At 72.2% G+C, this 19436-nt stretch carries 19 protein-coding genes and 2 pseudogenes; 9 read left to right on the top strand and 12 right to left on the bottom strand.

Annotated features, from left to right (window positions below; all coding sequences use genetic code 11):
• Positions 1–313 precede the first annotated feature (313 nt).
• Together LRS14_RS21730 and LRS14_RS21725 are read left to right on the top strand one after the other, a co-directional pair.
• Positions 314–484 carry a hypothetical protein gene (locus tag LRS14_RS21730; protein ID WP_198156899.1) on the top strand — a complete coding sequence of 57 codons (171 nt, stop codon included), beginning with the start codon at positions 314–316 and terminating at the stop codon, positions 482–484.
• Between the two features lie 51 nt (positions 485–535).
• Positions 536–2225, top strand: a pseudogene (locus tag LRS14_RS21725) (NAD(P)/FAD-dependent oxidoreductase).
• A gap of 21 nt (positions 2226–2246) precedes the next feature.
• Here LRS14_RS21725 and LRS14_RS21720 read toward each other — a convergent pair.
• The 3 genes from LRS14_RS21720 to LRS14_RS21710 all read right to left on the bottom strand — a co-directional run bounded on the left by LRS14_RS21720 (position 2247) and on the right by LRS14_RS21710 (position 4913).
• Positions 2247–3164 (bottom strand): NAD(P)-dependent oxidoreductase, encoded by a 918-nt coding sequence (locus LRS14_RS21720; RefSeq protein WP_257801066.1) that lies wholly within the window; start codon positions 3162–3164, stop codon positions 2247–2249.
• Positions 3161–3859 carry an RraA family protein gene (locus LRS14_RS21715; RefSeq protein WP_046112449.1) on the bottom strand — a complete coding sequence of 233 codons (699 nt, stop codon included), beginning with the start codon at positions 3857–3859 and terminating at the stop codon, positions 3161–3163. Before LRS14_RS21715 ends, LRS14_RS21720 begins: the two co-directional genes overlap by 4 nt.
• Before the next feature lie 73 nt (positions 3860–3932).
• A complete protein-coding gene (locus tag LRS14_RS21710) occupies positions 3933–4913 on the bottom strand; it encodes a tripartite tricarboxylate transporter substrate binding protein (protein WP_046112448.1) in 981 nt (326 codons plus the stop codon).
• Between the two features lie 106 nt (positions 4914–5019).
• Between LRS14_RS21710 and LRS14_RS21705 the strand changes: the two genes are divergently transcribed.
• Entirely contained in the window at positions 5020–5925 is a 906-nt protein-coding gene (locus LRS14_RS21705; RefSeq protein WP_257801065.1) for a LysR family transcriptional regulator, read from the top strand.
• Between the two features lie 3 nt (positions 5926–5928).
• Here the strand turns inward: LRS14_RS21705 and LRS14_RS21700 are convergent, their stop codons facing one another.
• Entirely contained in the window at positions 5929–6576 is a 648-nt protein-coding gene (locus LRS14_RS21700; protein WP_046112446.1) for a hydrolase, read from the bottom strand.
• Positions 6577–6701: 125 nt separating this feature from the next.
• Between LRS14_RS21700 and LRS14_RS21695 the strand changes: the two genes are divergently transcribed.
• The gene (locus LRS14_RS21695; protein WP_257801064.1) at positions 6702–7577 is read left to right on the top strand and encodes a LysR family transcriptional regulator; all 876 of its coding nucleotides are present in this window, start codon (positions 6702–6704) and stop codon (positions 7575–7577) included.
• Positions 7578–7596: 19 nt separating this feature from the next.
• Here LRS14_RS21695 and LRS14_RS21690 read toward each other — a convergent pair whose 3' ends face one another.
• On the bottom strand, positions 7597–8526 hold the full coding sequence (locus tag LRS14_RS21690) for an ion transporter (protein ID WP_257801063.1): 930 nt from the start codon (positions 8524–8526) through the stop codon (positions 7597–7599).
• A gap of 51 nt (positions 8527–8577) precedes the next feature.
• A complete protein-coding gene (locus tag LRS14_RS21685; RefSeq protein WP_257801062.1) occupies positions 8578–9507 on the bottom strand; it encodes a LysR family transcriptional regulator in 930 nt (309 codons plus the stop codon).
• An 84-nt stretch (positions 9508–9591) separates the two neighbouring features.
• Here LRS14_RS21685 and LRS14_RS21680 point away from each other — a divergent pair, with 84 nt between their 5' ends.
• From LRS14_RS21680 to LRS14_RS21665, 4 genes and pseudogenes are all read left to right on the top strand, one after another.
• Positions 9592–10896 carry an MFS transporter gene (locus LRS14_RS21680; protein WP_310740865.1) on the top strand — a complete coding sequence of 435 codons (1305 nt, stop codon included), beginning with the start codon at positions 9592–9594 and terminating at the stop codon, positions 10894–10896.
• A 68-nt stretch (positions 10897–10964) separates the two neighbouring features.
• A complete protein-coding gene (locus tag LRS14_RS21675) occupies positions 10965–11900 on the top strand; it encodes a polyprenyl synthetase family protein (RefSeq protein WP_257801061.1) in 936 nt (311 codons plus the stop codon).
• Positions 11900–12316 (top strand): annotated as a pseudogene (locus LRS14_RS21670) (sterol desaturase family protein); the annotation flags it as partial. The gene LRS14_RS21675 and the pseudogene LRS14_RS21670, both read left to right, overlap by 1 nt.
• A 79-nt stretch (positions 12317–12395) precedes the next feature.
• The gene (locus LRS14_RS21665) at positions 12396–13178 is read left to right on the top strand and encodes a fatty acid desaturase (RefSeq protein WP_257801060.1); all 783 of its coding nucleotides are present in this window, start codon (positions 12396–12398) and stop codon (positions 13176–13178) included.
• On the opposite strand, the gene LRS14_RS21660 is transcribed toward LRS14_RS21665, so the two are convergent.
• The 6 genes from LRS14_RS21660 to flhD all read right to left on the bottom strand — a co-directional run bounded on the left by LRS14_RS21660 (position 13135) and on the right by flhD (position 19017).
• Positions 13135–14088, bottom strand: a complete 954-nt coding sequence (locus tag LRS14_RS21660; RefSeq protein WP_083440456.1) for a phytoene/squalene synthase family protein — start codon at positions 14086–14088, stop codon at positions 13135–13137. The genes LRS14_RS21665 and LRS14_RS21660 overlap by 44 nt on opposite strands.
• Positions 14085–15629: a phytoene desaturase gene (locus LRS14_RS21655; RefSeq protein ID WP_257801059.1), complete on the bottom strand. Its 1545-nt coding sequence runs from the start codon at positions 15627–15629 to the stop codon at positions 14085–14087. The genes LRS14_RS21660 and LRS14_RS21655 overlap by 4 nt, the downstream gene beginning before the upstream one ends.
• The gene (gene crtY, locus LRS14_RS21650; protein ID WP_257801058.1) at positions 15626–16795 is read right to left on the bottom strand and encodes a lycopene beta-cyclase CrtY; all 1170 of its coding nucleotides are present in this window, start codon (positions 16793–16795) and stop codon (positions 15626–15628) included. Before crtY ends, LRS14_RS21655 begins: the two co-directional genes overlap by 4 nt.
• Positions 16785–18026 carry a glycosyltransferase gene (locus LRS14_RS21645; protein WP_257801057.1) on the bottom strand — a complete coding sequence of 414 codons (1242 nt, stop codon included), beginning with the start codon at positions 18024–18026 and terminating at the stop codon, positions 16785–16787. The genes crtY and LRS14_RS21645 overlap by 11 nt, the downstream gene beginning before the upstream one ends.
• A gap of 122 nt (positions 18027–18148) precedes the next feature.
• Positions 18149–18706 carry a flagellar transcriptional regulator FlhC gene (gene flhC / locus LRS14_RS21640; RefSeq protein WP_257801056.1) on the bottom strand — a complete coding sequence of 186 codons (558 nt, stop codon included), beginning with the start codon at positions 18704–18706 and terminating at the stop codon, positions 18149–18151.
• Positions 18707–18729: 23 nt separating this feature from the next.
• Positions 18730–19017, bottom strand: coding sequence for a flagellar transcriptional regulator FlhD (gene flhD / locus LRS14_RS21635; protein ID WP_046116167.1), 288 nt, complete (start codon positions 19015–19017; stop codon positions 18730–18732).
• Positions 19018–19202: 185 nt separating this feature from the next.
• On the opposite strand from flhD, the gene LRS14_RS21630 reads away from it, so the two are divergent.
• Positions 19203–19427: a hypothetical protein gene (locus LRS14_RS21630; protein WP_257801055.1), complete on the top strand. Its 225-nt coding sequence runs from the start codon at positions 19203–19205 to the stop codon at positions 19425–19427.
• Positions 19428–19436: the final 9 nt, after the last annotated feature.

Here is a 19436-nt window from a genome sequence, read left to right as displayed (position 1 = left end):
TTGGAGTAGGAACCACCGGCGCTGCCGGCCGCAGGGGCCGCAACGGGGTCCGGTATTCCGCCTTCATCAGCGGAGGGAGCTGCCTGGCGGCGGCAACGCTACCGTGGCCAGGCGCGGCATCCGGACGCAACGTTCGTGCCCGGCATCTGGGGCCCGGCATGCGCCAACGCGGGGAGCGGGCGCACCAGGCTGGCGCGGTGCAGGGCGGTGCGGGCCCGCCCGCGCCCGCGCCTGGCGCAGCAGCCGCCGGCGGGCCGGCCCGCGGCCTTGTGGCCTAATCATGGGTTCGACGATTCATTGCCAGGAGCAAACGATGGCCACCAAGATCAGAACCGAAGCCGACCGCAAGGCCACCCCGCGCGTGCCGGGCACGCCGGGCACCAACGTCAACCGTGGCGGTGGCGGCCAGCGCGTGAGCCTGGAGCGCGGCTCGCACACCCGCAGCAAGAAGAACCCGGGCAAGCGCCCCAAGAAGGGCGGCTGACCGCCTTCCCGTGCTGAAGGCGCCGCCCCCGGCGCCTGCCCCGCTCCGACGATGTTGCGCATCACCGAACTCCGCCTGCCACTGGACCATGCCGCCGATGCCCTGCGGCCGGCCGTCTGTGCCCGCCTGGGCCTGGCGGATGCCGAGCTGAAGGACTTCACCGTCTTCCGCCGCGGCTTCGATGCGCGCAAGAAGTCGGCGGTGGTGCTGATCTATACCCTGGACTGCGAGCTGGCGCCCGGCGTGGACGAAGCCGCCGTGCTGCGGCGCTTCCAGGGCGATGCGCATGTGCGGCCCAGCCCGGACACCCGCTACCGCTTCATCGGCCATGCGCCGGCCGATTTCCATGCCAGCGGCCGGCCGCGGCCGGTGGTGGTGGGCTTCGGCCCGTGCGGCCTGTTCGCCGCGCTGGTGCTGGCGCAGATGGGCCTGCGGCCCATCGTGCTGGAGCGCGGCCGCCCGGTACGCGAGCGCACCAGGGACACCTGGGGCCTGTGGCGCCAGGGCGTGCTCCATCCCGAATCGAACGTGCAGTTCGGCGAGGGCGGTGCCGGCACCTTCAGCGACGGCAAGCTGTGGAGCCAGATCAGCGACCCGCGCCACCTCACCCGCAAGGTGCTCACCGAATTCGTCAAGGCCGGCGCGCCGGACGAGATCCTGTACGTGAGCAAGCCGCACATCGGCACCTTCCGCCTGGTGAGCATGATCGAGAAGATGCGTGCCGAGATCGAGTCGCTGGGCGGCGAGATCCGCTTCCAGCAGCGTGTGACCGACCTGCGCATCGAGGACGGCCGCCTGCGCGGCCTGGTGCTGGCCTCCGGCGAGCAGCTGGATGCCGAGCATGTGGTGCTGGCGCCGGGCCACAGCGCCCGCGACACCTTCGCGATGCTGCAGCGGCGCGGCGTGTACCTGGAGGCCAAGCCGTTTTCCATCGGCTTCCGCATCGAGCATCCGCAGGGCGTGATCGACCGCGCCCGCTTCGGACCCAACGCCGGCCACCCGATCCTGGGCGCGGCCGACTACAAGCTGGTGCACCATGCGCGCAACGGCCGCTCGGTGTACAGCTTCTGCATGTGCCCCGGCGGCACCGTGGTGGCCGCCACCTCGGAGGAAGGCCGCGTCGTCACCAACGGCATGAGCCAGTACAGCCGCAACGAGCGCAATGCCAATGCCGGCATCGTCGTCGGCATCACGCCGCAGGACTACCGGCAGGACGGCCGCGCGGACGGCCCGGTGAATCCGCTGGACGGCATCGCCTTCCAGCGCCAGTGGGAAAGCCGCGCCTACGAGCTGGGCGGCGGCGGCTACCAGGCGCCGGGCCAGCTGGTGGGGGGACTTCATCAAGGGCCAGCGCTCCACCGCGGTGGGCGACGTGCTGCCTTCGTACAGGCCGGGCGTGCACTTCACCGACCTGGCGGAGCCCGGCCGCGGCAGCCTGCCCGACGAAGCGCTGGCCGCCATCCGCGAGGCCTTGCCGGCCTTCGAGCGGCAGATCCGCGGCTTTGCGATGCCCGACGCGGTGCTCACCGGCGTGGAGACGCGCACCTCGTCGCCGCTGCGCATCACGCGCGGCCGCCAGCTGCAGAGCCTGAACGTCGCCGGCCTGTATCCAGCCGGCGAGGGTGCGGGTTATGCCGGCGGCATCATGTCCGCCGGTGTCGACGGCATCGAGGTGGCCGAGGCCCTGGCCGCCGACCTGCTGGGCCTGCCGGTGCCGGACCGCCGCGCCAGCTCGGCCTGACGGCCGCTGCCGCCTGCATGTTCAGGCGTGCAGCACTTCCAGCGCATTGCGCGCCGCGGCCACGCCCATCTTCACGTAGGCATCGGCGGTGACGCCGCCGATGTGCGGGCTGAGCACGATGCGCGGCTCGCCCTGGAACGGGTGGCCGGCGGTCATCGGCTCCACCGCGAAGCTGTCCAGCCCCGCGCTGTGCACCTGGCCCGACTGCAGCGCCTGCAGCAGCGCGGCTTCGTCCACCAGGCCGCCGCGTGCGGTGTTCACCAGGATCACGCCGCGCTTGCACTGCGCCAGCGTGTCGGCATTCACCAGCCGCGCGCTGTCGGGCGTGAGCGGGCAGTGCAGCGAGATGGCATCGCTGTCGCGCCAGATCGTCTCCAGCGTCACCGGCTGCACATAGGCCGGCAGCTGCTTCGCATAGGGGTCGAAGCCCAGCACCCGCATGCCCAGCGCATCGGCCATGCGGGCGAAGCGCAGGCCGATGGCGCCCAGGCCCACCACGCCGATGGTGCGGCCTTCCAGCTCGACGCTCTTGTGCGTGGCCTTGTCCCAGTGGCCGGCGTGCATGCGCCGGTCCAGCGGCACCACTGACTTGGCGCAGGCCAGCAGCAGCGCCAGCGCCTGCTCGGCCACCGCCGCCGCATTGGCGCCGGCCGCGGCCACCACCTGCACGCCGCGCTGGGCGGCGGCCGCCTTGTCGATGGTGTCGGTGCCGCTGCCGTGCTTGCTGATGACCTTCAGCGAGGGGGCCGCCTCCATCGCGGCCGCGCCCACCTTGCCATAGCGCACGATGATGGCCACCGGGTCGTGCGTGCGGCACAGGCCGATGATGTCGTCTTCGGTCGGCGTCTTGCCTGCATAGACAACTTCGTGGTCGCGCAGCAGCGCCAGCGCCTCGGGCGCCAGGTCCGCGCCGGTGACGAGGAAGACCGCCCGCTTCACAGCACCTCTCCTTCGCGGATGACGCCGGCCGCGCGCAGCGCGCCGTCCAGCCAGGCCGGGCGCAGCGCCTCGCGGTTGCGGATGCCGGCGATGCGCTTGGTCTCGGCGGCCACCTTCTCGGCGGCCAGCGGCAACATGGCGGCGGCCTTGTCGCGCTCGATCACCGTCACGCCGTCGCAGTCGCCCACCACCAGGTCGCCCGGATGCACCGTCACGCCGCCGATGGAGATGGGATGGTTGAGCCGGCCGGGCACGTACTTGGTCGGGCCGTTGGGATTGAGGCCGGCGGCGAACATCGGGAAGCCCAGCGCGCGGATGGCCTCGCTGTCGCGCACCGCGCCGTCGATCACCACCGCCGCCACGCCCAGGGCCACGCACTGCTGCGACATGATCTCGCCCATCAGCGCGCTGCTCAGGTCGCCCTTGCCGTCGACCAGGATCACGTCGCCTGGCTGGGCCAGCGCCATCGCGGCATGGATCATCAGGTTGTCGCCGGGGCGCACCTCCACCGTGATGGCGGTGCCGGCAAAGCGCATGGAAGGCGACAGGCCCTGGATGCGGCCGTGCAGCGCGCCGCGGCGGCCGGCCACGTCGGCCAGGATGGAAGAGGGGTACTCGGCGGCGCGGGCCACCACGTCGGCGGGGGTGCGCTCGATCTGGCGGATGACGTCGGGCAATGCAGCGGCTTGACTCACGGGAATCTCCTGGGGGGCCGGCGGTACCGGCCGTGTCGAAAGGCGGGAAGGTGGGGAGGCGGGGGCGGTGCCGTCAGTCGATGCGCACGCCGGCGTCCTTGACGACCTTGTTCCAGCGCACCGTCTCGTTGCGGATGAGTTCGCCGAACTGCTCGGGGCTGCCGAAGGTGACGTCGGCGCCTTCCTCGCCCAGCTTCTTCATCAGGGCCGGCTGCTTGAGGGCCTTGCCGAACTCGGCGTTCAGCTTGGCGATCACGTCGGCCGGGGTGCCGGCCGGCGCGAGGAAGCCGAACCAGGTCACCGACTCCGCGCCGCGGATGCCGGCCTCGGCCAACGTGGGCACCTCGGGCAGGTCGTCCACCCGCTTGGCCGACGTGACGGCCAGCGCCCGCAGCTTGCCCTGCTTGATCTGGCCCAGCAGCGTGGGCACCGACGACATGTACAGCTCCACGTTGCCGCTGATCACGTCGGTGAGGGCCTGCGCCGCGCCCTTGTAGGGCACATGCTGGTACTTCACGCCGGCCGCCTTCTGGAACAGCTCCGACGCCAGGTGCGCCACCGTGCCGTTGCCCGGCGAGGCGAAGTTGACGCCGCCCGGCTTGGCCTTGCCGGCGGCCACGGCGTCGGCCACCGTCTTGAACGGCGAGCCGGTGCCCGTGACCATCACCAGCGGCGCCTCGGCCACCAGCGCCACCGGCGCCAGGTCCTTTTGCGCGTTGTAGGGCATCTTGGCGTAGAGCGACGGATTGATCGCGAGGTTGCTGGTCTGCCCCAGCACCAGGGTGTAGCCATCAGGGGCCGACTTGGCCGCCGCATCCACGCCCAGGTTGCCGCCGGCGCCTGGCTTGTTCTCGATGACGAAGGTCCACTTGGTGGCCGCGGCCACGGCCTGCGTCACCTCGCGGGCGATGATGTCGGTGCCGCCACCCGGCGGGAACGGCACGTACACGCGGATCGGCTTGCTCGGGAACGACTGCGCCTGGACGCCGAAGGCGCACAGGGCGGTGACGAGGGCCGTGGCGGTGCCGGCGAGCGTGTGGCGGAAGGATTGCATGCTGTCTCCGAACGCCCCGGGATGGGGTCTGTGGCCACAGTATTGGCGTTCGACTCCCAACGATCCAATCGATAATTCTTTGCAAACCATCAGAGCGGCTTTTGCAATGGACCTTCGCGACCTGCGCTACTTCGAGACCATCGCCGAACTGCAGCACGTGGGCAAGGCGGCCGAGCGGCTGCACCGCACCCAGCCGGCGCTCACCGGCGCCGTGCGGCGGCTGGAGCAGCAGGCCGGCGCGCCGCTGTTCGAGCGCTCGGGCCGCGGCATCCGGCTGACCGACGCCGGCCGGGTGCTGCTGCGCTGGGCCCAGCGGCTGCGCTTCGACGTGGAGGACGCGCGGCGCGAGATCGCGGAGATCGGCCGCGGCGTGGCCGGCCATGCCCGCATCGGCATCGTGCCCACCGCGGCGCAGTACCTGCTGCCGCAGGCGGTGCGGCAGCTGCTGCAGGAAGCGCCCGAGGTGACGCTGAGCACCACGGTGGCCCTGGTGGACGTGCTGCTGCCCATGCTGGGCCGCGGCGAGCTGGACCTGGTGGTGGGCACCGAGGGCCGGGCCCAGCCCGGGCTGCAGTCGCACCGGCTGTCGGAGGACAGCATCGTGGTGGCCGCCCATGCCCGCCACGAGATCTTCCAGGGCAAGCCCACGCTGAAGGACCTGACGCGCTACCGCTGGGTGCTGCAGGCGCCTGGCGCGCCCACGCGCGACTGGCTGGACCACACCTTCGACCGCAAGCGCCTGCCGCGGCCGGTGGTGCAGGTGGAAAGCAGCATGCTGGTGACGCTGCCGGCGATGATCGCCGAGACCGGGCTGCTGAGCTTCATCTCGCGGCACCACCTGGCGGCCGGCTCGCCGCAGCGGCTGCGCGAGGTGGTGCTGAAGGAGACCACCATGCGCCGCCGCCTGGTGGTCACGCACCGCAGCCATGCCTACGTGCCGCCGGCCGCGCGGCGGCTGATGGAGCTGCTGGCGGCGGCGGCAGCGTCGCCGGTGGCCGAAGGCGAGGCCTGAGCCTCAGTTGGCCGGCACCGGCGTTTGGAGCAGCTGCTGCTCCCACAGGTAGGCGATGCCGCTGCCGCCGGCATGCTCGGTGATCACCTCGGTCAGTGCCATGGCCTGTTCGGCGCGTGCCCAGTCGCGCTGCCATTCGGCCGCCACGGCCAGCCAGGTCATCATGTTGACGCCCGCGGCCAGCATGCGCTGGATGGCCAGTTGGTGCGCCTCCACCGACACTCCGCCCGACGCATCGGTGACCACCGTGACGTCCCAGCCTTCGCCCGCGGCCTGGATGGCCGGCATCGCGACGCAGACCTCGGTCCACAGGCCGGCGATGACCAGCTGCCTGCGCCCGGTGGCCTTGACCGCGTCCACCACCTTCGTGTCCTGCCAGGTGTTGATCAGGGTCCGGTCTATCACCTCCTGGCCGGGAAACACCTTGGTGATCTGCGGGAACAGCAGGCCGCCACGCTCGGCGATCACGCTGGTGAGGATGGTGGGCACGCCGAAGGCCCGGGCCGCCTTGGCCAGTCCCGCGGTGTTGTTGATCACCATCTGGGGCTCGTGGCTGTTCAGGTTGGCCAGCTGGTAGGGCTGGTGGTCGATCAGCACGAGCACCGAGTCCTCCGGTCGAAGCAGCGAATCGAGGCCATTGCGAAACGTCATGGATGCATCCTTTGTTGCCTTGATGGCCGGGCGGCATTGCCCGACGCGATCGATTCTTCTGGCCTGCGTGCCGGCTGGGTAGTGCCATCATCCGTGCAGCTGTGTCGCGCAAGGAGGAACGCAGGATGGACCTGGACGACCTGAGGACCTTCGTGGAAGTGGCCGACGCGGGCGGGGTTTCTGCCGCCGCCGTGCGGCTGGGGGTCTCCAAGTCCATCGTCAGCCGGCGGCTGCTGCGGCTGGAGGCCGAGCTGGGCGTGCAGCTGCTGACCCGCAGCACCCGCGGCGCGTCGCTCACCGAGGCCGGCGCCACCCTGCGCGAGCATGCGGCCCGCGCCAGCGCGGAAGTGGACGCGGCCCGCGACGCGCTGCTTCCCGCCGGTGAACTGCGCGGGCGGCTGCGCGTATCGGTGCCGTTGACGTTCGGCCCCACGCACTTCGCGCCGGTGCTGGCGGAGATGGCGCGGCGCCATCCGCGGCTGGACATCCAGGCCTGCTACAGCGACCGCTTCGTCGACCTCATCGCCGAGGGCTACGACTGCGCCATCCGCGTCGGCTACCTGCCCGACTCCAACCTGGTCGCCAGGCGCATCGCCACCCTGACGGGCAAGCTGGTGGCCAGCCCGGCGTATGTCAAGGCACACGGCGCGCCGGACAGCCCGCCGGACCTGCTGAACCATGCGGCCCTGATGCAGGGCACGGAATCCTGGCAGCTGATGGATGGCGACCGGACCATCACCGTGCGGCCGCACGGGCGCTTCAAGGCCGACAACGGCGCGGCACTGGTGGTGGCGGCCGTGGCCGGCCTGGGCATCGCCTACCTGCCGGACTGGCTCACCGCCGAGCATGTGGCCTCCGGGGCACTGCTGCCGCTGATGCCGCGACATCCGCCGCCGACGGCCGGTGCCTATGTGGTGCGCCCGCCCGGCCAGCATCCCGCACGCAAGATCCGCATGCTCACCGAGCTGTTGATCGAGCACTGCGAGGCCCTGAACCGGTAGCCCGGCCCGCCATGCGCCCTCAGCCGGACTGAACGGCGGGGGGCGGCAGCGGCGCGCCGCAGTGGCTGCAGAAGCGGGCGTCGGGGGCATGCCCCTCGGCCAGGCAGGCCTGGCAGGTGCGGGTGGCGGGCCGGCCGCGGCCCGTCATGCGCATGGCGGTGAACTCCGCGCTGACGATGCCGGTGGGCACCGCCAGGGTGCCCCAGCCCACCAGCATCATCACCGAGGCGATGAAGCGGCCCAGGCCGGTCTTGGGCGTGATGTCGCCGAAGCCGACGGTGGTCATCGTGGAGATGGCCCAGTACACCGACACCGGGATGTTGGGAAATCCGTTGGCCGGCCCCTCCACCACGTACATGATGGTGCCCATCACCATCACCACCAGCAGCACGAAGCTGATGAACACCAGGATCTTGCGGCGGCTGGCGGCCAGGGCCCGGCCCAGCGCGGCAAACTCCTCCACGTACTCGGCCAGCTTCAGGATGCGGAACAGCCGCAGCAGGCGCAGCAGCCGCACGTCGATCAGCGCATGCAGGCCGGGCACGAACAGCGCCAGCCAGGTGGGCAGCATGGCCAGCAGGTCGATGATGCCGAAGGCGCTGCGCGCGTAGCGCAGCGGCCTGCGCACGCAGGCCAGCCGCGCGACGTACTCCGCCGTGAACAGCACGGTGAACACCCATTCGGCCACCGTCAGGGCCGGGCCCCATCGCCGGTGGATGTGTTCGAAGCTGTCCAGCATCACCACCGCCACGCTGGCCAGGATGAGCCACACCAGCGTGAGGTCGAAGAGGCGTCCGGCGCGGGTGTCCGCCTCGAAGATGACGGTATACAGGCTCAGCCGCCAGCCGCCCGACGGCCGGCCGAAGGGCTGCGCCACCGCATCGGCGGATGGGCCTTGCGCATCAGGCGCCTGACTTGCGGCGGCACCGGGAACGCGGCTGCTTTTCATGCGGGCAGTTTAGGCGCCGATGCGGCTGCACCGGGACGCCCTGGCGGACGGTCAGCGCCGCAGGGCTTGCGTGGCCAGTTCGACGAAGGCCCGGGTCTTGGCCGGCAGCAGGCGCAGGCCCGGCGTCACCAGGTGGATGGCACCGGGCTCGCCCACCTCCCAGCCGTCCAGCACCGGCACCAGCTGCCGGCGCAGCGGATGCCGCTCCAGCAGCCAGTCGGTCACCGCCGCGATGCCGGCACCCTCGGCCGCGGCGGCCAGCAGCGTCTCGGCATCGTCGGCCACCAGCAGCGGCTGCACCGCCACCTTGATGCGCTGCGGCGGCTGGCGCAGCACCCAGGGCGCGCCGTGCATGTCGTGGCTGAACTGCAGGCAGGCATGCTGCGCCAGGTCCGCCGGATGCGCAGGTCGGCCATGGCGCTTCAGGTAGGCCTTGGAAGCCACCAGCGTGCGTGTCACCGCGGCCAGGCGGCGGGCCACCAGCGAGCTGTCCGCCAGCTTGCCGATGCGCAGCGCGACGTCGAAGCCTTCGGCCACCAGATCGACCAGACGGTCGCTGTAGTGGGCTTCCACCCGCAGCGCCGGATGCCGCTGCATGAAGCCGGCCAGCAGCGGCGCCACCCACAGCCGCCCATAGCTGCGCGGCGCGGTCAGGCGCAGCACGCCCTGCGCCAGCCCGCCATGCGCCGACAGCTCCGCCGTGGCGGATGCCAGTTCGTCGAACACCGTGGTCACGCGGGCCAGGTAGGCGGTGCCGGCCTCGGTCAGCGCCACCTGGCGCGTGGTGCGCTCGATCAGGCGCACGCCGAGCCGGCTTTCCAGCGCGCTGATGCGGCGCGAGACGGTCGAGCCGTTCCTGCCCAGCCGCCCCGCCGCCGCGGTGAAGCTGGCCGTCTGCGCCACGGCCACGAAGGCCTGCAGTTCTTCCAGCGCGCTGGGATGCAGTGTGGGTGCGGGCGGTGGCGGCAGGGCTCGGCGCATGCGGCCAGTCTATTGCGCTGCATGCAGAAGTCATCTGCAGCGTGGCCGATTGATTCGCCAGGTGCATCGGGCTGCAATCACCGCATGACTCCACCCGCCCACAACGCCATGCCCGCCCAGGCGGGCGCCGTTCCTGCACCGGCCGCCGGCGCCTCGCATCGCTGGCGGGTGCTGGCCGCCGGCTTTGCGGCCAATGCCGCCTTCTCCGCCGCGATCTCGGGCGTGCCCGCGGCGGCAGTGCTGCTGCGCGAGGCCTATGTGCTCAGCACCTCCGGCCTGGGCATTGCCGTGGCTGCCGTCGGGCTGGGCATCGCCCTGAGCGAGCTGCCGTGGGGCATGCTGGCCGATCGGCTGGGCGACCGGCGGGTGCTGCTGTGGGGCCTGGGCCTCACCGCCGCGGTGCTGGCCTGGCTGGCCCTCTTCGTCTCGCCACAGGAAGGCCACCGTCCCGCGCTGGCCTGGCTGGCCACCGGCATGGCGTTGATCGGCCTGGCCGGCGGCAGCGTGAACGGCGCCAGCGGCCGCGCGGTGATGACCTGGTTCACCGATGGCGAACGCGGCCTGGCCATGAGCATCCGCCAGACGGCGCTGCCGGCGGGCGGCGCCCTGGGCGCCTTGGTCGTGCCCGCGGTGGCCGCCCAGGCGGGATTCCGCGCGGCGTATGCCGTGCTGGCCGCCGCCTGCCTGGTGGCCGCAGCGGCCTGCTGGCGGTGGCTGCGCGTGCCCGCCGAGCCGCCCGTGGCCGTGGCCCGGCCGGCGGCCGGGGCCTTGCCGGCCTCGCCGCTGGCGCGCTGGCCGATCTGGCGTCTGGTGCTGGCCATCGGCGCGCTGTGCGTGGCGCAGATCGCGGTGCTCAGCTTCCTGGCCGTGTTCCTGCACGACGTGGCCGGCTTCAGCGTGGCCTGGACCAGCGCCGCCATGGTGGCCTACCAGGTGGGCGCCGGCGCCTTGCGCGTAGGCAGCGGCGCCTGGACCGACCGGCATGGCAACCGACCCGCGTTCCTGCAACGCAGCTGCCTGGCGGTGGCCATGCTCTTCGGGCTGCTGGCGGTGCTCTCGGCATGGGCGCCGCACGGCGACGCGGCGGCCAGGTGGGCACTGCTGGGCACCATCGTACTGGGCGGCATCGTGGCTTCCGGCTGGCATGGCGTGGCCTTCACCGAACTGGCGGTGCGTGCCGGCCTGCAGCATGTGGGCACGGCGCTGGGCCTGGGCAACACCTTCGCCTTCAGCGCCTACTTCCTTACCCCGCTGTTCACCCCGGTGGCCGTCGCGCTCGGCGGCTGGCCGGCGGCCTGGGCACTGGTGGCGGCGTTCGCGCTGCTGGCGCGGCCATTGTTCGGCTGGCCGCCGCCTGCGCGGCCCGTCCCGCGAGGTCCCGGCGGCTGACTGGCGGGCGCCGCGGGCGGCGCGGGAACGGGAGTTGCCAACGGTGATGCTCGCCCTACGGACATGCCATGCCGGAAACCCACCTGATGCCTCCCCAGCCGCGCTGCGCCCCTGCGGCCGCGGCGCCTGGCCCCACCGCCGTCGGCGGCGCGCAGCCGTGGCCGGCCCTGGTGGACCGCGTCAACCAGCGGCTGGACGAGCTGCTGCCCCTGGTGCCCCACGCCAGCAGCCAGCCCAATCCGCTGGCGCCTGCCATGCGGCATGCGGTGCTGGGCATGGGCAAGCGGGTGCGTGCGCTGCTGGCGCTGCAGGCCGCCCGCGAGCTGGAAGCCGACGACGCCATGGCCCTGGACGCCGGCTGTGCGATCGAGATGCTGCATGCGGCCTCCCTGGTGCTGGACGACCTGCCCGCCATGGACGACGCGCCGCTGCGGCGCGGGCAGCCGGCCACCCACCTGGTGTTCGGCGAGGCGACCGCCATGCTCACCGCCGTCAGCCTCATCGCGCAAGCCTTCGCGCTGGTCGGTGGCCTGACGCAGGTGTCGGCGGAAGCCCGGTGCGCGATGGTGGCGGTGCTGGCCTGCACCATCGGCAGCGAGGGCATGTCCGCGGGCCAGCAATGCGACGTGGCGCCGGCGCCGGGCCGTGCCAACCTGCGGCTGGTGGAGCAGGTGGGCGAGCAGAAGACGGGTTCGCTGTTCGTGGCGGCGGTGGAACTGGGCGCCTTGGCCGGCCAGGCCAGTGCCGCGCAGCGCGCCCGGCTGCGCAGCTATGCCCAGCATGTGGGCCTGGCCTTCCAGATCGCCGACGACCTGGTGGACGAGGACGAGGACACCGGCCGCGACACCTACGTCGGCCTGCTGGGCCGCGGCGGCGCCCAGGCCCTGCTGCGCAAGCATGTGCAGGCTGCCCGCGGCGAACTGCTGCAGCCGCGTGGCGGCTTGATGCAGCTGACGCATGCGCTGTTCGCCGCTCACCTCGGCCCGCAGGAACGGATGCCGTGATGCCGGATGCGGGAGGCCTCGTGCTGCGCGCCTTGATCGTGCTGGCCAGCGCCATCGCGATGGAAGGCGTGGCGGCCCTGGTTCACCGGCTGTGGATGCACGGCCCCGGCTGGGGCTGGCACCGCTCGCATCATGAGCCCGGACCGGCGCGCATCGAGCGCAACGATGCCTATGCGGTGGTGTTCGCCGCCATCGCGGTGGTGCTGTTCGTCGTGGGGCAGGGGCCCTGGTGGCCGCTGTACTGGGTGGCCGCGGGCATGACGCTGTATGGCCTGCTGTACGGCCTGGTGCACGACGGCCTGGTGCACCGGCGCTGGCCGCTGCGCTGGTCGCCGCGGCGCGGCGGCTACCTCGCCCGCCTCGTGCAGGCCCACCGGCTGCACCATGCGGTGGGCACGCGCAAGGGCGCGGTGTCCTTCGGCTTCCTGTTTGCGCGGGACCCTTCGCGGCTGGCCGCCGAACTGCGGGCCCGCCGCCGCGGCCGGGGGCATCGACGTGAAGTACCCACGCGGCCGGCAGACCCTGGTCGGGGTGGGCCTGGCGCTGTTGCTGGTGCTGGCCTGGGCGGCCCTCGTGGGCTACGCCTTGTTCCTGCACCGCTGGAGCACCGCCGACCTGCTGCTGGTACCACTGATGGTGGCGGTGGTCTGCTGGCTGGATACGGGCCTGTTCATCGTCGCCCATGACGCGATGCACGGCACGCTGGCACCGGCGCGGCCGTGGGTCAACCGCGCGCTGGGCGCGCTGTGCATGCTGCTGTACGCCGGCTTCTGGATCGGCCGCTTCCAGCCCCGGCACATGGACCACCACCGCGCACCCGGCACCGCGGAAGACCCCGACTTCCACCTGCAGGGCCGGCGCTTCTGGCCCTGGTACGGCAACTTCATGCGCCAGTACACCGGCCTGCCGGAGCTGCTGGGCGTGGCCGGCATGACGGCGCTGTTCGTCTTCGGCTTGGGTGCGCCTTTCGAGCGGGTGATGCTGTTCTGGGCGCTGCCGGCGATCCTGTCGTCGGTGCAGCTGTTCGCCTTCGGCACCTGGCTGCCGCACCGGCTGGGCGAGGAGGCCGACGGCGGCTTCGCGGACCGGCACCGCGCCCGCAGCAATGCCTATGGGCTGTGGGCCTCGCTGATCACGTGCTTCCACTTCGGCTACCACCACGAGCATCACCTGCGGCCCGATGCGCCCTGGTGGCGGCTGCCGGCGATGCGCCGGCAGCTGTCGGCCGGCGGGATCAGGCCCGCGGCCGCGTCCACAGCCGATCGCGCAGTGCCATAGGCGGCGGCCGGCTCACGCCGGCGCGGCTCATGGCCGCCACCATGCCGCCGGCCAGCAGATGGTGCAGCTTGCGCCGCTTGCCGGTGCTGATGCGCTGGTCCCATGCGGCGCCGCCGCGCGCCTTCACCTGCAGTCCGATCTCGCGGTACACGCCGCGCGCGGTGGCCACCGCCCAGGCCGATCGCAGCGGCAGCGCCGCGATGCCGAGCCCGGCCGAGGAGTAATACGGCTCGGCCGCATCCACCAGGCGCTGCGCCACCCGCGCCACGCGCTCGCGGTGCTGCGGCTCGGCCACCTCGCTGGGGTCCACTTGCTCTTCGGCCAGCCACTGCGCCGGCAGGTACAGCCGGCCGGCGGCATGGTCGTCGATCACGTCGCGGGCGATGTTGGTGAGCTGGAAGGCCAGGCCCAGGTCGGCGGCGCGGTCCAGCGTCACGTCGTCGCGGCGGCCCATCACCATGGCCATCATCACGCCCACCACGCCGGCCACGCGATAGCAGTAGTCCAGCGTGTCCTCCAGCGTCTGGTAGCGGCGGGCCTCCACGTCCATGCGGAAGCCGGACAGGTGTTCCAGCGGAAAGCGCTCGGGGATGCGGTGGCGTTTGACCACCTCGGCCAGCGCGGCGAAGGGCGCCGCATCGGTGGGCAGCCCGCGCAGCGCACGGCGCGTCTGGTCGGCCAGGGCCTCGATGCGCTGCACGCCCACCGCGGGGTCCTGGGCGGCCTGGCCATGGCCGTCCTGCTGGCCGTCGACCACGTCGTCGCAGTGGCGGCACCAGGCGTACAGCATCACCACGCTCTGGCGGGTTTCGCTGTCGAACAGCCGCGCCGCCGAGGCGAAGCTGCTGGAGCCGCGCGTGATCGCGCGCTGTGCATAGTCCAGCAGCGGGGAGAGGGGCGGAGCACTCACGGCGCGGTCCTTTCGGTGGTGATGAGGGCGGAGACCGGGTCTTCCAGCATCAGGCCCGCGGTGGCCTGGGCCGAGGCCAGCACGCCGGGGATGCCGGCGCCCGGGTGCGTGCCGGCGCCCACGAAATAGAGGTTGGGGATGGTCTTGTCGCGGTTGTGCGGCCGGAACAGCGCGCTTTGCGTGAGCAGCGGCTCTAGCGAGAAGGCGGAGCCCAGGTGCGCGCCCAGCTCGGTGCGGAAGTCCAGCGGCGAGAAGGTGCGGCAGGTCACCAGGTCGGCGCGCAGGCCCGGGATGTAGCGCTCCTCCAGGTACTGCAGGATGCGGTCGCGGTAGCGGGGGGCCTCCACCGCCCAGTCGAAGCGGGTATGGCCCAGGTGCGGCACCGGCGCCAGCACGTAGTAGGCGCTGTGGCCGGGCGGCGCCAGCGTGGGGTCGGTGACGCTGGGCGCATGCAGGTACAGCGAGAAGTCGGCCGGCAGCTCGCCGCCGCAGCGGCCGAACACCTCGTCCAGCAGCTGGCGGTAGCGCGGCCCGAAGCACACCGTGTGGTGCTTGAGGTCGGGCCGCTCGCCGCGCAGGCCGAAGTAGATGACGAACAGCGACATGCTGAAGCGCTTGCCCTTCAGGCGCCGGGCCTCGCTGCGCCCGCGCGGGTGGCCGCAGAGCAGGCGGTCGTAGGTGTGCACCACGTCGGCGTTGGAGGCCACCGCATCGAAGGGCAGGGTGATGGCCGGCGCGCCGCGGTGGCGGAAGCTCACGCCGGTGGCGCGGTTGCCTTCGGTGGTGATGGCTTCGCACGGCGTGTCCAGCATCACGGTGCCGCCGATGTCCTCGAACAGCCTGACCATGCCCCGGATCAGCGCGCCGGTGCCGCCGCGGGCGAACCACACGCCCCATTCGCGTTCCAGCGCATGGATGAGCGAGTACATCGACGAGGTCTGGAACGGGTTGCCGCCCACCAGCAGCGAATGGAAGGAAAACACCTGGCGCAGCTTCTCGTCATGGATGAAGCCGGCCACGGCGTCGTGCACGCTGCGCCAGGCCGCCAGCTTGACGATGTGCGGCGCGGCGCGCGCCATGTCGCGCCACGACAGGAAGGGCACCGCGCCCAGCTGCAGGTAGCCCTTCTCGAAGGTCTCGCGCGAGTAGGCCAGGAAGCGCCGGTAGCCCTCCACGTCGCGCGGCGACCGCTCGGCGATCTGCCGCTCCAGCTCGGCCTGGTCGTTGACGTAGTCGAAGTGGTCGCCGTCCTCCCAGCACAGCCGGTACAGCGGCGTGACCTCCACCAGCTCCACGTAGTCGTCCATGCGGCGGCCGGCCAGCGAGAACAGCGAGCGCAGCGCGCCGGGGTCGGTGATGACGGTGGGCCCGGCGTCGAAGATGAAGCCGTCGTCCTCGTACACGTAGGCGCGGCCGCCGGGCTTGTCGCGCTGCTCGAACAGCGTGGTCATGATGCCGGCCGCCTGCAGGCGGATCGCCAGGGCGATGCCGCCAATGCCCGCGCCGATCACGGCGGCCGTCTTCAAACCATCACGCTTCATGCAGGAGACTCCATCCGCCGGGGCGGCAACAGGACTTTCAGCGCCGAGAAGAACGGCACGGGCGGCTTGCCGGTCACGATGCGCAGCTTGTCGGCCACCGTCAGCCGCTCGCCGTAGAACCGACCGACCAGGCCATCGGGCAACCGGTAGAAATGCGCCAGCACCCGGTGCCGGCCCTCGGCCGGGCCGGCCAGGAACAGCATGCGGTTGAGGGCGCGGAAGAAGAACTGAGAGCGCCAGACGGCCCGTGCATGCCGCTCGATCACCGCCGCCAGCGCCGGTGCGGAGAGGTCGCGCTGCCGCGCGATCAGGTCGGCCAGCCGCACCGCCTGCGGCAGCGAATAGCCGGTGGTGGGATGGAACAGCCCGGCCCGCAGGCCGCTCACCGGCTGGCCCTGGCGGCCGCGCCAGAAGGCGTCGATGTCGCCGTCGATGGCGATGGGCAGCACGCCCTGTTCCTCCCGCAGCACCCGGGCCACCGGCCAGCCCTGGCTGGCCGCGTAGTCCAGCGCCCGGGTGCGCAGCGCCGCCGGGCTGAGGGCCGGCGTGTCGGCGTAATAGGTGTCCTCCACCAGCAGCCGGTCGGCCGCCAGCGGCAGGGTGTAGACGAAGCGGTAGCCATCGAGCTGCGGCACCCGCGCGTCCATCAGGATGGGTCCGGCCAGGCCGTGCGGGCGCTCGAGTTGCAGCTCCATCCCCAGGAACTTCTGGTAGCGCAGGTCCAGCTGCGGGCTGGGCGCGAAGCCGCGGCCGTCGATCACGGCCTGCGCATCGAACACCTGCCCGTCGGCCGCCAGCGCCTGCCGCGGCCGCACCTCCAGCAGGGGCGTGGACCGCCGCACCACCGCGCCCAGCTCGCGCGACAGCACCTCGTGGAAGCGCTCGGAGGTCACCGCGTTGTAGCCACCCGCGACGGTGCGGGTGCGCTCGTCGAACAGCACCACGTGCTGGGCCCAGCGGTGCGCCACCAGCGGCGCCACCCAGGCGCGCTGGGCGGCGTCCAGGTCGCTGTCATGGAAGCACCAGGTGTGGTTGCCGCCCAGGGTGGGGCCGGCCTCCAGCAGGGTCACCCGCAATTCCGGCCGCAGCTGCCGCAGGCGCCAGGCGATCATGCCGTTGGCCAGGCCGCCGCCGGCCAGCACCAGGTCCTGGGCTTCAGTGCGCATGGTGCTCCACCAGTTCCGCGGCCCGCGCGGCGCCGCCGCCCGCCTGCAGCGAAGCGCCCAGCTCCGCCGCCCTTTGGCGGTGGCGCCCATCGGACAGCACGCCGGTGACCAGCCGCCGCAGCGCCGGCACGCTGCGCAGGCCCGACAGCCGCCGCCCGGCGCCGGCGCGCAGCACACGCTGCGTGATCGCGCCCTGCTCCATGGCCAGCGGCAGCAGCGCCAGCGGCACCCCGGCTTCCAGCGCATCCAGCACCGTGTTCATGCCGCCATGGCTGACCACCAGCGCGCAGTGGCGGATCACCTGCCGCTGCGGCAGGAAGCGCGCCACCACCGGATCGCCCGGCAGCCGGGCCACCTGCGCCGCATCCAGCCGGCCGTTGTGCGCCACGATGGCCGTGAGGCCGACGTCGCGGCAGGCGCGTGTCAGGCGCGCGATCAGGCCGAAGCGCCCGCCCTGCAGGCTGCCCAGGCTGACGAAGGCGAACGGACCGCGTGCGCCGGGCGGCGGCTGCCAGGCCGGCTCGTCGTCCAGCGGCTGGCGCAAGGGGCCGGTGTAGTGGAAGCCGTCGCCCAGGGACTCGCGGGGAAAGTCCAGCGCCGGCGACAGCTGGCCGATCTGGCGGTCGGACAGGCAGTGCTCCGTGCGCTGGCAGGGCGCCAGGCCGAAGTCGCGGCTCCAGCGCTCCAGCACGGCGGCCACGCGGGCCATCATCCAGTCGCTGACGCGGTAGCCCCCCAGGTTGCGCTCGCGGGCCCAGGTGGTGCGGGCGTAGGGCCAATCGGTAAAAGGCGGTGGCACATACGGCTCGCGGTCCAGCATCAGGGCATTGGCGACCGACACCTGCGGCAGGCGGTAACGCCGTGCCAGCAGGCCGCCGGCCGGCTCCAGCTGGTCGCACACGATGGCGCCGGGCTGCAGCCGTTCGATCACTGCCGGGGCCTCGCGGCACAGCATGTCGGTCATCGCCGCCACGTCGTCGATCACGCCGCCGATGCCCAGCAGCCCGCGCAGCCCGGCCAGGCGCGCCTCCATCCGGGCCAGCGTGCCGGGCGGATGGGATCTGTCGGCGCCCACCGCCTCGAAGCCGAAACCGGCCCGCGTCACCGCCTCGCCGGTGTCGGCGATGCCGATGAACGACACCGCATGCCCGCGGTGACGCAGGGCGTCGCCCAGGGCGAACATGGGATTGAGGTGGCCCGGGTAGGGCGGGCAGAGGAGGGCGAGTTGCATCGTGCGCTTTTCCAAGCGCAGCCTTCGGCAAACATCGCTCCCGCGGCCCCGGGCGCGGGCGGCGGACGAAAAAAGCGGCCTGGAGGGCCGCTCGGGGATCGGTCAGGGGCGCCGGCGGCGCGTCAGTCCTGCCCGGCGGGCAGCGCGGTGGCCAGCGAGCCGGCCGCCTTGCCCTTGCCGGCGCGGGCCGGCGGGTTGCACAGGCCGCAGGTGAAGTGCCGGGCGATCTCGTGCGGGTGGGTCACGTAGTGGCCGCCGCAGCAGTTGCACTTGGTCATGGTGAGCATGCCGTTGTCGACGAACTTCACCAGGCGCCAGGCGCGAGTGACGGACAGCATCGGCTCCAGGCCCTGCGACTGCGTCTGCTCCAGGTACAGCTGGTAGGCCTTGATGACGACGTCGATCTCGTCCATCGCCGAGGTCTTGTTCAGGTACTCGTGGATGTTCAGGAACAGGCTGGCATGGATGTTGGGCTGCCAGGTCATGAACCAGTCGGTGGAAAACGGCAGCTGGCCCTTGCTGGGGCTCTTGCCCGCCACTTCCTTGTACAGGCGGATCAGCCGCTCGTAGCTGAGGTCGGTCTCCGATTCCAGCACCTGCATGCGGGCGCCGAGCTGGATGAGGGTGACCGCGCGCTCGATCTGCCGGGCTTCGGTGAGGATGCTCTTGCTGCGTGCCATGGGGTACTCCGGTGGCGTGGCGGTCAGACTGTCGGGCGCACGGCGCCTGCCGCGGTCACCGGCTTGGCATGCTGGGTGATGAGCTCGAACACCGTCTCGTCGCCCATCTGGCAGTGCGCCAGCAAGGTGTTGCTGCTGGCCAGCTTGCTCAGCTGGGTGGCCGTCAGGGCCTCGATGCGGCTGGCCACCTGCTCCGAGATGCCCAGGCGCTCCAGGGCTTGGGCGCGGTCGGCGCGGATGAGGCTTTGCGCCAGCATCAGGTAGCCGAGATTGGCTTCGCGGATTTCGTCGAGGATCTGGGTGGCGTTCATCGGGGCTTCTCCTGTAGGGGTGCAGCTGTCTCGCTGCGTTGGAATGAACTGTAGAAGCCGGACAAGCGTGAAATAAGTGGCCGTATTCGGTGGATCGCGTCTCTGTTCTTCGTGTTGCGTGTCAGTCAACTTCCTACACGCCGGCCGGGCGGGTGGCTCGGCACCGCGCTTGCCCATGCACCGGCATGGACTCTCCCGCCCCCAGCCGCCGCCATGCCGCCCCGGCGCATCCACGCCTCCTGCAGCAGGCCGGCCGACCCTTCACCAGCGTGGCCGCGGTGCAGGCCTGGGTGGCCCGCCACGGTGTCGCGCGCCTGGTGCTGGCCTGCGTGTGCGGACGGGTGCGAGGTCCGGCGGCCATGGCGGTGCGGCTGTGGGTGCGCGAGGCCAGCTGGGCCCGGCCCAGGTGAGCGGCTGCG

The sequence above is a fragment of the Aquincola sp. J276 genome (genome assembly GCF_024700035.1).
GTDB classification, from domain to species: Bacteria; Pseudomonadota; Gammaproteobacteria; order Burkholderiales; family Burkholderiaceae_C; genus Aquincola; species Aquincola tertiaricarbonis.
The sequence above is the reverse complement of the archived record's forward strand: the minus strand, read 5'-3'. Positions and strand labels throughout refer to the sequence as shown.

Coding starts and splice junctions, on each gene's coding strand:
- LRS14_RS21730 (WP_198156899.1), top strand. CDS start 314: ATGGCCACCAAGATCAGAACCGAAGCCGACCGCAAGGCCACCCCGCGC.
- LRS14_RS21710 (WP_046112448.1), bottom strand. CDS start 4,913: ATGCAATCCTTCCGCCACACGCTCGCCGGCACCGCCACGGCCCTCGTC.
- LRS14_RS21705 (WP_257801065.1), top strand. CDS start 5,020: ATGGACCTTCGCGACCTGCGCTACTTCGAGACCATCGCCGAACTGCAG.
- LRS14_RS21700 (WP_046112446.1), bottom strand. CDS start 6,576: ATGACGTTTCGCAATGGCCTCGATTCGCTGCTTCGACCGGAGGACTCG.
- LRS14_RS21695 (WP_257801064.1), top strand. CDS start 6,702: ATGGACCTGGACGACCTGAGGACCTTCGTGGAAGTGGCCGACGCGGGC.
- LRS14_RS21690 (WP_257801063.1), bottom strand. CDS start 8,526: ATGAAAAGCAGCCGCGTTCCCGGTGCCGCCGCAAGTCAGGCGCCTGAT.
- LRS14_RS21685 (WP_257801062.1), bottom strand. CDS start 9,507: ATGCGCCGAGCCCTGCCGCCACCGCCCGCACCCACACTGCATCCCAGC.
- LRS14_RS21680 (WP_310740865.1), top strand. CDS start 9,592: ATGACTCCACCCGCCCACAACGCCATGCCCGCCCAGGCGGGCGCCGTT.
- LRS14_RS21675 (WP_257801061.1), top strand. CDS start 10,965: ATGCCGGAAACCCACCTGATGCCTCCCCAGCCGCGCTGCGCCCCTGCG.
- LRS14_RS21655 (WP_257801059.1), bottom strand. CDS start 15,629: ATGAAGCGTGATGGTTTGAAGACGGCCGCCGTGATCGGCGCGGGCATT.
- crtY (WP_257801058.1), bottom strand. CDS start 16,795: ATGCGCACTGAAGCCCAGGACCTGGTGCTGGCCGGCGGCGGCCTGGCC.
- LRS14_RS21645 (WP_257801057.1), bottom strand. CDS start 18,026: ATGCAACTCGCCCTCCTCTGCCCGCCCTACCCGGGCCACCTCAATCCC.
- flhC (WP_257801056.1), bottom strand. CDS start 18,706: ATGGCACGCAGCAAGAGCATCCTCACCGAAGCCCGGCAGATCGAGCGC.
- flhD (WP_046116167.1), bottom strand. CDS start 19,017: ATGAACGCCACCCAGATCCTCGACGAAATCCGCGAAGCCAATCTCGGC.
- LRS14_RS21630 (WP_257801055.1), top strand. CDS start 19,203: ATGGACTCTCCCGCCCCCAGCCGCCGCCATGCCGCCCCGGCGCATCCA.